We start from the raw sequence: 12,737 nt of genomic DNA, 5'->3' as shown, positions 1-12,737 counted from the left end.
GGAGGGCGCAGCGACCTTGCCCGGCCGCTGCGCCATGCCATCAGTTGCTGGCCGCCTTCACGGCTTCCGCCGCGTCCACGATGCCTGGCCCGCAACCCCCCGGGCAGTTTGCTGCCGCGATCGGGTGTGCGGTTCGACGCAGGATGTCCTTGACCTGGTCGGTGGTCTTGGGCACCGGCGCCACGGCCTGCATGAGTGCGACGATGCCGGCGACGTGCGGCGCCGCCATCGAGGTGCCGGACATGAAGTCGAAGGCGTTGTTGCCCACGGTGGACAGAATGCCCTGTGCCGGATGCTGGCGGGTCGGTGCGCAGTTGCTCTGGCTCGGCGGCGTAGCCAAGGGCAGGAACTCGCCTACCGACGCACGGCACGACCAGGTCTCACCACCAGGCGCAGTGATGTGGATGCCTGCGCCATAGTTGGAGTAGAACGCACGACGACCGCCCTGATCGTTGGCGGCCACCGCGATCACGCCCTTGCAGTTCGCCGGGGCGAACTCGGACACATCCAGATTGCTGTTGCCGGCCGCGACCACCACGATCGTGCCTTGGGCAGTGATGTCGTCGATTGCATCCTGCTCGGCCGGCGAGCAGGCGCGGCGACCGCCCAGGCTGAGATTGATGACTTCGGCCGGGTTGGCATTGGCCGGGACATTGGGCACGTTGATACCCGCGCTCCAGAGCATGCCGTCGATGATGTCGGCGGAACCGCCATTGCCCTGGTTGCCCAGTACGCGCACCGGTACGACTTTCGCGTTGTAGGCCACGCCGGCCACGCCGATCTGGTTGTTGGTCACCGCAGCGACCGTTCCGGCGACGTGGGTGCCGTGTGCGATGCCCGAGGCATCGAAGGCATCAGCGTCGCGTCCGTCGCCATCGTCGGAGCCACCACAGCCGGGATTGAGACCCCCGATGATGCACTGCCAATCACTGAACGGACGGGTCGACGAGATCATGTCGTAACCCGGCAACAGGTTGGCCTGCAGGTCGTTGTTGTTGAGGTAGCCCGAATCGACCACCGCCACCACCACGCCCTGGCCGGTGGAGCGATCCCACGCAGCCGGCAGGCGCGCACCACTGGTCGGATTGCTGTAGTGCCACTGCTCGCCGTAGCGCGGATCGTTCGGTGTGGCGAACGCGCTCATCATGTAGTTCGGCTGCACGTACTCGACGTCCGGATCGTCGGCGATGCGCTGCATCAGGATCTGCGCTTCCGGAAGGTCCAGTGCCTTGTCCGTAGTAACGACGTCGGCACCACCGCCCATCCGACGCTGGTGGGTCACTGCTGCGGCCGGCGCAGCGCCGATCGAGCGTTTGCTGCGTTGCTGGATGCCGAGGCGTTTCTTCAGCGCATCCTGCGCGGTGGTGGCGGAGACGCGCTTGCTGCTGCCGTCCCGGTACTTGACGATGAAACTGCTGTACTGCTCGTTGCTGGCCATGCCTCGCGTCCATACCCGTTCGGTGGGTTGGGCGAAGGCGGGAGCGCTGACCAGGACCAGGGTGATGGCGCTGGCAAGGGAAACCCGAAGCGACGTACGCGTGGATACAGTTCCTTTGTGAAAGATGTGTCGAACAGGCCGTGCCCCCTCGGGCGCGGCTTGACGTGATGGGTGCAGGTGTCCCGTGGTCTCCTCTTGATGGCGACCAAGGACGAACGGCTTCGCGGACACATCCCCCCCAAGGAGAGGGTGGGAAAATTCTGAAGTGATTTAGTGATGTCGAAAGCGAGAGAAGATGCGCGGTGCCGACATTGCTTGACGGCATCGGACCGCGATTGCGCCGCGGCGTCGAACTTCGCAGCGAGGTGAGGTGGACAATAAAACGCCCGGAAACCCACATTGATGTGGAGTTTCTGGGCTTCTGCGGTTCGTGACTAGCTGTCTATTGACGCGGGTCCAATCGAGCCATCGCGTATTAGTCCTTCAGCCTTCCGGACACGGAATAGAGCGGTTCCAGTAGCCATTCATAAAGTTTGCGACGCTCTCCAATGATATCTGCCTCGAACTGCATGCCAGGGCGAAGCGGCTCCATCTTCCCGTATGCCAGCACCCCCTGCTGATCCAATGCGACCAGGACTCGATATAGAGACTGCTTCGTGTCGCCGTCCTTCTGGTTCTCCGTGAAGGCGCTGCGAGAGATGCGGATGACCTTTCCTTGGTGGGCTCCAAATTTCTGATGGGGATAGGCCTGGTAGCGCAGCAGAACCCGGTCGCCTGATTTAACGAAGCCTATGGCCGAGCTGGGCACCAGCAGCTGTGCTCGAAGCTCGGACCCCTTGGGAAGCAGGCTGAGAATGGGTTGGCCGGGCTGCACCGCCTGGCCAGCCTCAACGAGTCGATTTGCCACCAGCCCAGTTACCGGGGCTCGAAGGAGCAGCTCTCCGTCGGCCTCCATCCGGATGAACTCCTGGTTCAACGCGGCAAGGTCACGCTCAGACACTGCTTTGGCGGATAGCCTTTGATGGGGAATCTCTGCAAGTCGCTGCTCCAGTTCGGCCAGGTTCCGCCGAATCGAGGTTGCTTGGCGTTGAAGGGCTTGTTGCGCATTGACCGCTTCAAGCATCGATTGCTCCTGCTGGTTGATCTGAATCCGGCTTACGTAGCGCTCATCCTCGACGCTCCGATAGCGGGCGAGGGTCTCGCGCCCGATTCTCACCTGCTCGCCACGGGTATGGATCTCCGCGTCGATCTGCGAAAGCTCACGCAACATTGCAGCGCGCTGGGTATTGGCGCCATCCTGTTGAGCTGCCAACTGTCTATCCTGAAATTCGCTCATCGCATCCACACTGGCTATGCGGGAGCGTTGTGCGTCGAGCAATGTTGATACGGCGTCCTGGCCAGAGGACGTTACCCGAGGCACGTTGATCGTCAGCAGCCCATCCTGGCGTTGCACATGATCACCCTCTTCGACGTCCAGTCTTGCGACCACTCCAGCGGACGGAGCGACGACCGTGGAAAGCCCGAGGTCGGGCACAAGCTCACCAGGAACTCGCGATCTGCGCGAGTACTCGCCGATCCAGAAGAAGCTGACGATTCCTATGGCAGCTATCGCTGCGAATACCGCCAAACGCCAGAACCGGAGTGGCTGTACGAGGGATATCCCGCCCAGCCAGCTTTGCCGCTGGGCATCAATCGCCTCCTTGCGGAAGAGGCTGCTCATACAGTGAGCTCCGCTGCATCGCCTCGTTCCGGCGCCAGGGGGCTGGACGTGCTCTGGGTCAGTACGTGCGCCACCGCTCCCGCCTGCATGATCAGAACGCGGTCGGCGCTGGCGATGGTTTCTGGCCGATGGGCGATGATCACCCGAGTCAGTTCAAGCCGTTTTACGGCCTCATTAACCAGTCTTTCGCGCTCCACATCAAGGTGGCTGGTTGCCTCGTCCAGGAAGAGCAATCGAGGTTTTCGATACAGGGCGCGAGCGAGGATCACCCTTTGTTTCTGGCCTCCAGAGAGAGTCGTTCCCATGTCGCCGATCAGGCTGTTGTAGCCCATGGGCATGGCCACGATGTCGTCATGCACAGCAGCCAACTGCGCCGCCTCAAGCACTTTTGCTTCATCATGGTGATCATCTTCGAAGGAAATGTTGTCGCTGACACTTCCTGCGAAAAGCTGGTCATCCTGCATCACCGCTCCGATCATGCGGCGGTAGTCGCTTATGCTGATCCTTGATAGGGGCACGCCGCCAATGCGGACCTGACCCTCGGTCGGCTGTAGGAGTCCAAGGAGTATCTTGACCAGCGTAGTCTTCCCGCAACCCGAGGGGCCGATGATTGCGACCGACTCACCGGCGTCCACCACAAAGCTGCAGTTCTTCAACACCCATGGCTCCCCAGGGGCGTAGCGGAAGCCAAGTCCCTCGACCTCAATGCGGAGTCCGTCTGGCAACAGGGCGTTTCCGTTGGTAGTGTCGTGCTCTGGCTCGGTGAGAACAATGTCGGAAAGTCGCTCGCCATGAAGGTGAAGCATGCGGAACTCTATCCACTTATCGATCAACGCTCCGACGCGCTGCGAGAACTGGTCCTTGTAGGCAAGGTAAGCAATCAGCATGCCGACGGAGAACACATTGTCCATGGCCAGTAGTGCCCCGAGCCAGATCACTGCAATGCGTTCCAGGCCAAACAGCAATTGATTGGCACCATCGAAGCTCAGCCCAAACCTCGAGAGCCAAACCTCTTGATTGACAGTCTCGTTCATGAGGTTGAAGTAGCCCGCTTGGCGAACTGATTCGCGGCCAGCGACCTTTACCGACTGCACTCCCCGAATCGACTCAAGAAGATGGCTCTCCTGTCGTGCCCCGGCGATCAGGTGCTTCTCCGTACCTCGCCGCAGGGGATGGAATGCACAGGCACGTGCAATTGCATACAGAACAACCGCGAGCAGCGTGACCAGCGCTAGTTTCCAGCTGTACAGCAGCATCATTCCCAGGGTCACAACTGCCATGAGGCCGTCGATGAGTGCCTCTACGAAGCTGGTTGTCAGTGTTCTCTGAATGGCTTGGATGCTTCCCATCCGTGACGTGACATCACCCAGATGGCGCTTCTCGAAATAGTCCAAGGGCAGATGCTGGAGGTGGCGGAAGACGTTACCACTCCATTGCAGGTCGAGTCGATTTGATAGATAGATGACCGCCCTGCCTCGAATCTGCCCAATACACACCTGCAGCAAGAGCGCCAGAGCGAACCCCGTGCCTAGCACGGTCAGCAAGTCTCTGTCATAGGCGACGAGCGCTTGATCTACGGTCCACTGCATGAAGAAGGGTGCTATCAGGACGAATACCTGAAGTGCACCGGACAAGAGCACCAGTAGCCCAAAAGCTCGCCAGAGTCCCTCTACCTTTCCTGTCAGCTGTGCGAGCGAGACCGCTGGCGGGCGAGGGGTTACCTGGAACTCGGCAGTTGGATGCAACTCCAAAGCAATCCCGGTGAAGTGGCGCGAGACCTCCTCCAGGGAAAGCCTACGCTTGCCATAAGCAGGATCCAGAAGGGTGACGCCGTTGCGATGAACTTTGCTGATTACAACAAAGTGGTTGAGATCCCAGTGAGCGATGCAGGGCAACTGAAGTTGGCTCAGGTGCTTCAGGTCCAAGCGCAGGGGCCGACAACGGAATCCGAGATTTCCCCCGATCTCTACTATCTGGGCGAGGGTGGCACCTTTGAGGGAAAGTGCATGGCGGCGGCGAAGCTCCCGGAGTCCGATGTTGTTGCCATGATGCGAGGCGACCATGGCCAGGCAGGCGATTCCGCATTCAGCTGCCTCGGATTGAATCACGACTTCAATGGGCTAGACCCTCAATAATGTGATCTTGGGATGGAATGAGAGGGCAGCGGAGACGCAAAGCGATGGTGCTGTCAGAATCGCCAAGCGGGCAAAAGCAGGGGAGGCAATTGTTGGTTCCCGTTCCCGATGCGTTAGCGATAAATTATTCTAAAAGAGCGCCAACCCCGCTCCTGCGGTTACGATGACGAACCAAAGGTTGACTGAATAAATTCACGGAGTGTCGGATACAGAAGAACCCAATGCAGCATAGATAAATTGATGATGCCGTGAATTATTGATCGCTGCGCCGAGTTGAGATTGAAGAATTGCGTTCCGATGCAGAGGGTTACCGAGACGAGGAAGGCCGAAATCATTCCATCGACATGAACCGCTGCAAATAGCGCGCTTACGCCGATGGTGGCTGCCAGTCTCCCAAAGTAATGGGAGGCTCCATCCCAAAGGAGATGCCTCACAGTCTTCTCCTCAAATAGTGGAGCTACGATGCAGCTTGTCACTAGACCGAGGATATAGAACTTCAAGGGCACGTCCGATAGGGAGGGGAAGTTGGTTTCGTGCCTCTGGGGAAATCCAATGAAAAAAACCCAAATTGCCCCCCCCAATAGCCCGATAGTCACCAAGCTCAATCCAAGAGGGAATGTCCATTTTCTCCCGGGCTCATTGGGGAAAAGCCAAGCGCAGACAAGGAAGGCTAGCAGTTCGGTCATGGCTTTCGAGCCGAAAACGTCGAAATGGTTTAGAATTCCTTGCGCCGCACCGACGCTAACTATTGCGATCGCCGCCGCGAATATTTTGTTTTCTGCGATGGGGCGGGGCTTCCAGCGAGTCATTCTATTGAGCACAGATTTCGTTCTCCTATGCCTCGGCCCAGGCGAAAGCCTTGGCCGGGGCTGTTTCATTACCTCATCATGATGTGCTTCCAGATCATGCCTGCGGCGCCGACTCCGCTAAAGGGCGCGATTCTTCCATAGCGATACGCCATCTCTCCGATGTCGCGGAAGTTTCCACGCATGTGAGTGCCATTGCTCTGACCAATCTGGAATTGAATGCTGCCCGAACCACCCGAAATCTCTGCAACTTCAAGTCTATTTAGATCACGCATATGGAATCCTTGTTTCCCTGTTGTTGGGGTGGTCATCCTTGCGAGCCCCCTCTGGACCTGTCAACCGTGTTGTGAGATTTCGTTTCTCGCAGCGCCGCCGCCGAGACATGAACTTCGCCGAAAATGATCTGAAATCTCCGCAGCGATGGCTTCAGCACATGGGGCGAGTTCCAATTCTGCGATGCTCGATGGAATTCGAGATGCAGCGACTTTAGTGCTGAGTCCTCGTTGGGGCGGCAGGGTGGATGTGGTCGAAGGCGACACCAAATGGTTCTGCAGCCCAATTAGTAGGCGCGCCTAGGGTCAGAATTGATGTCGGAGATCATGAGTTTCAGCGACAACGAAGTGCAGACCTCCCGCCGGGCATGAAGTGGGAGGGTGCGTGAGAGCGACCGAAGCCGGTGCAATGGTCGTAGGGATTGACCAGCTGGAGGCGGGCAGCCGATTGAGAAATTGGTCCGGCTACAGGCCAATCGTCAGCAGCTTCTCCTTGCCGGCGATGCGGTACTTCCAGCGCCCGCTGTGTGCACCGGTCGGGGTGAGGTAGAGGTACAGGCCGCCGCCGTCGGTGATCTTCTGCGGCTTGTCGCTGGGCTTGGCGCGCCTGATGGCTGCGTCTGTCAGAGGCATTGGGGGTATCGCTTCAGTGGGTGCGGTCGGATACCCCTTGATATACCCCCACCGTCTCATGGATTGAAACGGATTGCCCCGGTCTGCTGCGGACAATAAAAAAGCCCGGAAACCCTTGTGATGCGGGGGTTTCCGGGCTTCTCCGGTCTTTGACGGACCGTTCGTTGGTGGAGGTGGGCGGAATTGAACCGCCGTCCGAAGGCACTCCATCCCCAGCACTACATGCTTAGCTCACCGTTGAATCTCATCCCCGAGCAGCACGGTGTGCAAAGCGCACCCGGGAACCAGCCTGTTGTGTTCTAGTGCCGGACTGACAGGCAGCCGCCCAGCGCGATTCCATGATAATGACTCTACGCTGCGAGCATGGACACAAGCAGTTTCGAGGCTCCGCCTAAGTCGGCAGAAGGTCACGCACCGCAGTTTTTAGGCTGCGAGAGCGACCGGAGCGTAGTTGTCGTCGTTGGCAACTAGAGTTTTGCAGCTGGATTTACGAGGAAAGCTACCCCCTCGGCATGCGCCAGGCGACTTCACAACCCCCGTCGAAACCAATGCACCCCCGGTTTCTTCAAGCATTGCAAGGCTTTGGGGCCAATGCCGGCAAAAAAGCTGACACTGGCCCTGCCCAACGACACGGATGTTACGGCAATCTTCCTGAACAGTCACGCGGGTGACCGTCCGGCCCCCTGCTGTTTGGCACGTTGCCATCCCTCGGGAGGCCATGCTCGAATTTCCGGACGCTACTCCACGGGGGTCTCATGGCCGTTTCCGTCAGCCCCGGCAAGATGCGGCTGGGATGGGCAGGTGCGCTTGCCGCAGCCGTTCTGGCGATGCAGGCGTGGCCCGTCGCAGCGACTGAATCTCCACGCCCGACGGTGGAGGTGGGCTACAGCCCTTCGCTGGACCTGTTCAATCTGCTCGACAACCTGCCGGATTGGTTGCCGGGATACACCTCGTCGCTCTACCAGAAGGCCTGGCAGCAGCGCTTTGGTCTGGACGGGCGGGACCGCGCGCTGCTCGCCGCCTACGCGGCCTTCCGCCGGCGCACTTCTGCCTTGGCACAGGACCATGAGGCGACGGCCGCGCTTGCCGACCGGCTGTTCGCTGGCGCAGAGACTCGAGACGGAGATCCTTACGTCAGCCATTTCCTGGTCGCAGGCTCATTCGATATCGCTGCGGAGGCAGCGATTGCTGACCAGAGCCGGGGAGATCAAGTGCTGTTGCGGCAGTACTACGCACGCTTCGTCCCACGTGCGCGGCAGCTGTTGGCAGGGCAGATGCCTTTCAGTGCGCAGCAGAACGAGCTTGTCCGGCAACTGGGGTCTGAGCGGGTCGGAGAGCTCGCGGGCCAGATGAGGTCCTTTTTCAATGTCGATGCTGCACCCACGTTCCAGGTGCGCTTCCTGTGGTGGCCGGAGGCGGCGCAGACCCAGGCAAAGCTGCGGGGCGGATACATCTTTCTGTTCTCGACGTTCGATGCCGGGGAAGACTGGGCGCCGATCGTGATGCACGAGTACAGCCACTTTCTTTCTGCCTGGCAGCCGCCGGCGCAGCGCCAGGTATTGGCCGAAGCCTTTGCCGCGCTCTGTCCAGCCGCGTTGACGCTACGCAACCCGTTGAACGCCCTTGAAGAGCCCCTGGCGATCTACTGGGGACAGTATCGGTTCGAGCATGAGCTGCGCGGTGGCATGCTGCCGGCTGAATCGTCCTGGTACATCCAGCCACATGCAGACCGTGCGGCGAAGGCCCTCGCGGGAGCGTTCCCGGCAACAGGTCCTGCACCAGGGCTGCAGGCCGATCCGTTGTTGAAGGCAGCGGCATCGGTCTGTGCTCAAGTCAGGCCGCAATAGCGCCGAAGGTTGGAGCGGGCCGGTGTAGGGGCGGGCAGGCTTGATAGCATCCAGATTCCTGAAGTGGAACCAGTGGAAGGACACCATGACGCTTGACGTTGCAGTAACGGATGCACCCAGCGACGAAGCGCTGGAGGTGATTGGCGCTGGCTTGGATCAGTTCAATCTTGACGCTGCCGGTTACACCGATCGGCGCGCGCTGGCGGTGCTGGTCACCGATCCGGCCAGTGGCGAGGTGGTAGGGGGCCTTACCGGGCGAACCTCACTGGGCCTGTGGTTCGTGGATCTGTTCCATCTGCCAGCGGCCTGCCGCGGCAACGGGCTGGGGTCGCGTGTGCTGAAGGCCGCAGAGGATGAAGCGCGGCGCCGCGGTTGCCGTTCCGGCGTGCTGTACACCCTCAGCTTCCAGGCGCCTGACTTCTATGTGAAGCATGGATGGGCCGTGTTCGGCCGGGTGCCATGCGATCCGGCCGGTACATGCAGGGTGTTCCTCAGCAAGGATCTGTCGACGGGCTGAGCGCTGCTGCCGTCCCGCGCATCCTGTCAATCCGCAACTTGTTGTACAGCGCCTGTCATAGCGGATTGCTAACTTCGTCGGCACGAATTTGCGACACACTGGCGACGACCATCCAGGCTAGGACAGACACGGAGACGGTGGGTGACCGATGCAAGCCAACAACGCAGCCTGCGGCAGCTGATCGGGCCGGTCGGTGCCGATTACCAGCGGCGCGCGTTGCCGCCGGGCTGGGTCTGGGCGGTGCTGGCGGTGCTGCTCGCAGCGACCTGGGTGACTGAGTTGCCGGCCACGGCCGCGGCGGCACTGGTCGCCAGTGCGGTGGTGGTGCACTGGTCGCAGCGCGGTCGCATCCATTGGCTGGGTTGGCGCCTTCCGGGCCTGGCAGTGCTGGCGGCCCTGCTGTGGGGGCCAGAAGTACTGTCGCAGTGGTTCGAGCACGGGCTGGCCGTGGTGCTGATGTCGCTGGCCAGTCTCAGTATTGGCGTGCACGTGTGGCAGTCGCGACAGATGGCGCGCCAGCTGCAGGGCGCGGCCGATGCACTGGACGACGCCCAGCTGCTGGCGTTGCTGCCGGCTGATGCCGCGAACCTGGCCCAACAGTGGCGCTCGGGCGATGACCGTTACGCGCCGGAGCTGGCGGTGGTGATGCACCTGGCGGTGATGCACGCAGCGCTGGCGCCGCGGATGCGCAGGCAGGGCATGCTGGCGGGTTGACCGGCCGGCGGCTTCTACAGCCGCTGCGGCCAGGAACCAGACAATGGTTTGCGCAGGTAGATCCGCTCATGACCGGGTGGGCAGTCGGGCAGTCGCCCATATACGGTGTAGCCCTGCCGCAGGTAGAAGGCTTCGGCCTGCCAGTCGAAGGTATCCAGCATCACGCTGCGGGCGCCATGGCGGTGCGCAACGGCTTCTGCTTCCGCCAACAGCCGCTGGCCGATGCCTTGCCCGCGCAGTTCCGGGTCTACCCACAGCACATGCACCTGCAGCCAACCGGCGCAGACGTCGGCCAGCACACCGCCGCGCAGCGTGCCTTGCTCGTCATGCCAGACCAGGCGGACTGGAGTCTCATCGAATGAATCGCCGCCGTGGGCCTGGTTGAAGGCCAGCAGGCGCGCGCACAACGTGCGCGTTTCATCGGCGCTGGCAGTCACCATGGCGCCGATGGGAGTGATCATGCGTCGCGGTTGCCGCGACGCATCACGCGCTGCTTCTCGATCGCCCAGTCGCGGTCCTTGGCGGCATCGCGCTTGTCGTGGGTCTGCTTGCCCTTGGCCAGCGCGACTTCGAGCTTGATCTTGTTCTTGCTCCAGTACATCGCCGTCGGCACGATCGTGTAGCCATCACGCTCGACCTTGCCGACCAGCTTGTCGATCTCGCTCCGGTGCAGCAGCAGCTTGCGCTCGCGCCGGTCGTTGGCCACCACATGGGTCGAGGCCTGGATCAACGGAGTGATCTGCGCACCGATCAGGAAGATCTCGCCATCCTTCACGTAGGCGTAGGCGTCGACGATGTTGCCACGGCCGGCTCGGATCGATTTCACCTCCCAGCCCTGCAGGGCCAGGCCGGCTTCGAAGCGATCTTCAATGTGGTACTCGTGGCGGGCACGCTTGTTCAGCGCGATGGTCTTGGTGGCCGTCGCGCTCTTTGCTTTATCCTTGACGCTGTTCTTGCTCATTTCCGTATTGTCTCCGATTCGGGCCCGCCCGGTCGATTGCCGAAACGTCCTGTATTCATGCCAACTATCCGCCGCAGTGCCCTGGTCGAACATTCGGCCGCACGCATGTTCGACCTGGTCAACGATGTCCAGGCTTATCCGCGCCGCTTCCGCTGGTGCTCGGCTGCCCAGATCCTGGAGCAGGGCGAGGACCGCCTGGTCGCGCGCCTGGACCTGGGCCTGGGTTCGTTCAGCACCTGGTTCCAGACCGAAAACACCCTGCAGCGCCCGCACAGCATCGACATGCAGCTGCGCGATGGCCCGTTCAAGCAGCTGCATGGCCGCTGGGAGTTCCATGCGCTGGCAGAAGATGCCTGCAAGGTCACCCTGACCCTGGACTTCGAGCCCAGCTCGCGGCTGTTGGGCCCGGCGCTGGCGCTGGGCTTCCAGAGCCTGGCCGACCGCATGGTCAACGACTTCATCCGCGTCGCCGACGAGGCCTGAACGATGATCGAGGTCGAGGTGCTGCTGGCCTGGCCGCAACACGTGTTGTCACGCCGGCTGCAGCTGGAAGAAGGCGCCACCGTGGCCGACGCCATTGCCGCTGCGGCGCTGGAGGGCAGTGACACCTGCCCGGCGGTGGCCGTGCATGGCGTACTGGCACGCCCGCAGCAGGTGCTGCTGGAGGGTGACCGCGTCGAGCTGTTACGTCCGTTGCAGGCCGACCCCAAGGACAACCGCCGGCGTCGCGCGCTCGGCGGTTGATTCCCGAAACCCGTCCTTATGGACGGGCAGGGAGCCTCAGCGGCCCTTCTTCTTCTTGTCCTTCGGCAGGTTGCGGCCGAACTGGCGGACGGTCTGCTGGGCCAGGGCCTTGTCGTTGCCCGGGAAATACTCGCCTTCCCAACGGGTCACGTTGTCGTTGTCGAAGAACACGGTGAAGTTCTTCACCTCGGTACGACCCAGGCGATTCACGCGCTGGCTGGCGGTGTAGTCCCAACGCTGGGCGTGGAACGGATCGGGAATGGACGGGGTGCCCAGCAGCGCGGTGACCTGCTGCTTGCTTTGCCCGACCTGCAGCTTGGCCACGGCATCTTCCCGGATCAGGTTGCCCTGATAGATGGGTTGCTTGTAGATGATGCCGCACCCGGTGGTGGACAGGGCGACGGCGGCGACCAACAGGAGATTGCGCATCGGGACTGGCGGTTGGGGAAATCAAACCGATGATACACTCCCGGCGTGCCACCGCGACCCAATCCGAGGCAGCTGGCGCTAAATCGCCAATGAACGGAGACCTATGGAAACCCACGACCTGCGTAAAGTCGGCCTGAAGGTGACCCATCCGCGGATGCGGATCCTGGCGCTGCTCGAGCAGCGCAATGCCCAGCACCACATGACTGCCGAAGACATCTACCGCCAGCTGCTGGAGCATGGTGACGAGATCGGTCTGGCCACGGTGTACCGGGTGCTGACCCAGTTCGAGGCTGCCGGCCTCGTGCTCAAGCACAATTTTGAGGGCGGCCAGGCTGTCTACGAGCTGGATCGCGGCGGCCACCACGACCACATGGTCGACGTGGACAGCGGCAAGATCATCGAGTTCGAAAGCCACGAGATCGAGGAGCTGCAGCGCAAGATCGCAGCCGACCACGGCTACGAGCTGGAAGAACACTCGCTGGTGCTGTACGTGCGCAAGAAGCGCAAGTAAGCCGTTCCGG

The 12,737-nt window shown here is 61.4% G+C and carries 15 protein-coding genes and 1 other RNA gene; 6 read left to right on the top strand and 10 right to left on the bottom strand.

The genetic code is table 11. The features are described 5' to 3' along the window. Window positions 1-40: 40 nt before the first annotated feature. The 7 genes from ABR323_RS17585 to ssrA all read right to left on the bottom strand — a co-directional run bounded on the left by ABR323_RS17585 (window position 41) and on the right by ssrA (window position 7,562). Complete coding sequence (locus tag ABR323_RS17585) at window positions 41-1,438, bottom strand: S8 family serine peptidase (RefSeq protein WP_439450220.1); 1,398 nt, start codon at window positions 1,436-1,438, stop codon at window positions 41-43. 475 nt (window positions 1,439-1,913) lie between these two features. Next, window positions 1,914-3,158 carry an HlyD family secretion protein gene (locus tag ABR323_RS17580; protein ID WP_439450219.1) on the bottom strand — a complete coding sequence of 415 codons (1,245 nt, stop codon included), beginning with the start codon at window positions 3,156-3,158 and terminating at the stop codon, window positions 1,914-1,916. After that, window positions 3,155-5,275, bottom strand: coding sequence for a peptidase domain-containing ABC transporter (locus ABR323_RS17575; protein ID WP_439450299.1), 2,121 nt, complete (start codon window positions 5,273-5,275; stop codon window positions 3,155-3,157). The genes ABR323_RS17580 and ABR323_RS17575 overlap by 4 nt, the downstream gene beginning before the upstream one ends. Before the next feature lie 176 nt (window positions 5,276-5,451). Next, window positions 5,452-6,102: a CPBP family glutamic-type intramembrane protease gene (locus ABR323_RS17570; RefSeq protein ID WP_439450218.1), complete on the bottom strand. Its 651-nt coding sequence runs from the start codon at window positions 6,100-6,102 to the stop codon at window positions 5,452-5,454. A 68-nt stretch (window positions 6,103-6,170) separates the two neighbouring features. Continuing rightward, window positions 6,171-6,374, bottom strand: a complete 204-nt coding sequence (locus ABR323_RS17565) for a hypothetical protein (protein WP_439450217.1) — start codon at window positions 6,372-6,374, stop codon at window positions 6,171-6,173. A 462-nt stretch (window positions 6,375-6,836) separates the two neighbouring features. Continuing rightward, window positions 6,837-7,004: an Arm DNA-binding domain-containing protein gene (locus ABR323_RS17560; protein ID WP_439450216.1), complete on the bottom strand. Its 168-nt coding sequence runs from the start codon at window positions 7,002-7,004 to the stop codon at window positions 6,837-6,839. A 165-nt stretch (window positions 7,005-7,169) separates the two neighbouring features. After that, window positions 7,170-7,562, bottom strand: a transfer-messenger RNA (tmRNA) gene (gene ssrA / locus ABR323_RS17555). Window positions 7,563-7,759: 197 nt separating this feature from the next. Between ssrA and ABR323_RS17550 the strand changes: the two genes are divergently transcribed. The 3 genes from ABR323_RS17550 (at window position 7,760) to ABR323_RS17540 (ending at window position 10,082) form a co-directional block, all read left to right on the top strand. Beyond that, entirely contained in the window at window positions 7,760-8,851 is a 1,092-nt protein-coding gene (locus tag ABR323_RS17550) for a hypothetical protein (RefSeq protein ID WP_439450215.1), read from the top strand. Between the two features lie 85 nt (window positions 8,852-8,936). After that, on the top strand, window positions 8,937-9,368 hold the full coding sequence (locus tag ABR323_RS17545; protein WP_439450214.1) for a GNAT family N-acetyltransferase: 432 nt from the start codon (window positions 8,937-8,939) through the stop codon (window positions 9,366-9,368). 141 nt (window positions 9,369-9,509) lie between these two features. Then, window positions 9,510-10,082: a hypothetical protein gene (locus ABR323_RS17540; RefSeq protein ID WP_126930175.1), complete on the top strand. Its 573-nt coding sequence runs from the start codon at window positions 9,510-9,512 to the stop codon at window positions 10,080-10,082. Between the two features lie 14 nt (window positions 10,083-10,096). On the opposite strand, the gene ABR323_RS17535 is transcribed toward ABR323_RS17540, so the two are convergent. Next, on the bottom strand, window positions 10,097-10,543 hold the full coding sequence (locus ABR323_RS17535; protein WP_439450213.1) for a GNAT family N-acetyltransferase: 447 nt from the start codon (window positions 10,541-10,543) through the stop codon (window positions 10,097-10,099). After that, on the bottom strand, window positions 10,540-11,043 hold the full coding sequence (gene smpB, locus ABR323_RS17530; protein ID WP_439450212.1) for an SsrA-binding protein SmpB: 504 nt from the start codon (window positions 11,041-11,043) through the stop codon (window positions 10,540-10,542). Before smpB ends, ABR323_RS17535 begins: the two co-directional genes overlap by 4 nt. A gap of 57 nt (window positions 11,044-11,100) precedes the next feature. Between smpB and ABR323_RS17525 the strand changes: the two genes are divergently transcribed. Together ABR323_RS17525 and ABR323_RS17520 are read left to right on the top strand one after the other, a co-directional pair. Then, window positions 11,101-11,526 (top strand): type II toxin-antitoxin system RatA family toxin, encoded by a 426-nt coding sequence (locus ABR323_RS17525; RefSeq protein WP_010484449.1) that lies wholly within the window; start codon window positions 11,101-11,103, stop codon window positions 11,524-11,526. Between the two features lie 3 nt (window positions 11,527-11,529). After that, complete coding sequence (locus tag ABR323_RS17520) at window positions 11,530-11,787, top strand: RnfH family protein (RefSeq protein ID WP_439450211.1); 258 nt, start codon at window positions 11,530-11,532, stop codon at window positions 11,785-11,787. A 36-nt stretch (window positions 11,788-11,823) separates the two neighbouring features. On the opposite strand, the gene ABR323_RS17515 is transcribed toward ABR323_RS17520, so the two are convergent. Beyond that, on the bottom strand, window positions 11,824-12,216 hold the full coding sequence (locus tag ABR323_RS17515) for an outer membrane protein assembly factor BamE (protein WP_135273223.1): 393 nt from the start codon (window positions 12,214-12,216) through the stop codon (window positions 11,824-11,826). A 103-nt stretch (window positions 12,217-12,319) separates the two neighbouring features. Here ABR323_RS17515 and fur point away from each other — a divergent pair, with 103 nt between their 5' ends. Next, window positions 12,320-12,727: a ferric iron uptake transcriptional regulator gene (gene fur, locus ABR323_RS17510; RefSeq protein WP_005409235.1), complete on the top strand. Its 408-nt coding sequence runs from the start codon at window positions 12,320-12,322 to the stop codon at window positions 12,725-12,727. The last annotated feature ends 10 nt before the right edge of the window (window positions 12,728-12,737 follow it).

The sequence above is a fragment of the Stenotrophomonas sp. ATs4 genome (assembly GCF_051861585.1).
GTDB lineage: Bacteria > Pseudomonadota > Gammaproteobacteria > Xanthomonadales > Xanthomonadaceae > Stenotrophomonas > Stenotrophomonas maltophilia_AS.
Note: the sequence above shows the minus strand (reverse complement) of the source record. Positions and strands in the feature narration are given on the sequence as shown.

Excerpts from the sequence above, each read along its gene's own strand:
- ABR323_RS17585 (WP_439450220.1), bottom strand. The coding sequence starts at position 1,438 with ATGGCCAGCAACGAGCAGTACAGCAGTTTCATCGTCAAGTACCGGGAC.
- ABR323_RS17580 (WP_439450219.1), bottom strand. The coding sequence starts at position 3,158 with ATGAGCAGCCTCTTCCGCAAGGAGGCGATTGATGCCCAGCGGCAAAGC.
- ABR323_RS17570 (WP_439450218.1), bottom strand. The coding sequence starts at position 6,102 with ATGACTCGCTGGAAGCCCCGCCCCATCGCAGAAAACAAAATATTCGCG.
- ABR323_RS17565 (WP_439450217.1), bottom strand. The coding sequence starts at position 6,374 with ATGCGTGATCTAAATAGACTTGAAGTTGCAGAGATTTCGGGTGGTTCG.
- ABR323_RS17560 (WP_439450216.1), bottom strand. The coding sequence starts at position 7,004 with ATGCCTCTGACAGACGCAGCCATCAGGCGCGCCAAGCCCAGCGACAAG.
- ABR323_RS17550 (WP_439450215.1), top strand. The coding sequence starts at position 7,760 with ATGGCCGTTTCCGTCAGCCCCGGCAAGATGCGGCTGGGATGGGCAGGT.
- ABR323_RS17545 (WP_439450214.1), top strand. The coding sequence starts at position 8,937 with ATGACGCTTGACGTTGCAGTAACGGATGCACCCAGCGACGAAGCGCTG.
- ABR323_RS17535 (WP_439450213.1), bottom strand. The coding sequence starts at position 10,543 with ATGATCACTCCCATCGGCGCCATGGTGACTGCCAGCGCCGATGAAACG.
- smpB (WP_439450212.1), bottom strand. The coding sequence starts at position 11,043 with ATGAGCAAGAACAGCGTCAAGGATAAAGCAAAGAGCGCGACGGCCACC.
- ABR323_RS17525 (WP_010484449.1), top strand. The coding sequence starts at position 11,101 with ATGCCAACTATCCGCCGCAGTGCCCTGGTCGAACATTCGGCCGCACGC.
- ABR323_RS17520 (WP_439450211.1), top strand. The coding sequence starts at position 11,530 with ATGATCGAGGTCGAGGTGCTGCTGGCCTGGCCGCAACACGTGTTGTCA.
- ABR323_RS17515 (WP_135273223.1), bottom strand. The coding sequence starts at position 12,216 with ATGCGCAATCTCCTGTTGGTCGCCGCCGTCGCCCTGTCCACCACCGGG.
- fur (WP_005409235.1), top strand. The coding sequence starts at position 12,320 with ATGGAAACCCACGACCTGCGTAAAGTCGGCCTGAAGGTGACCCATCCG.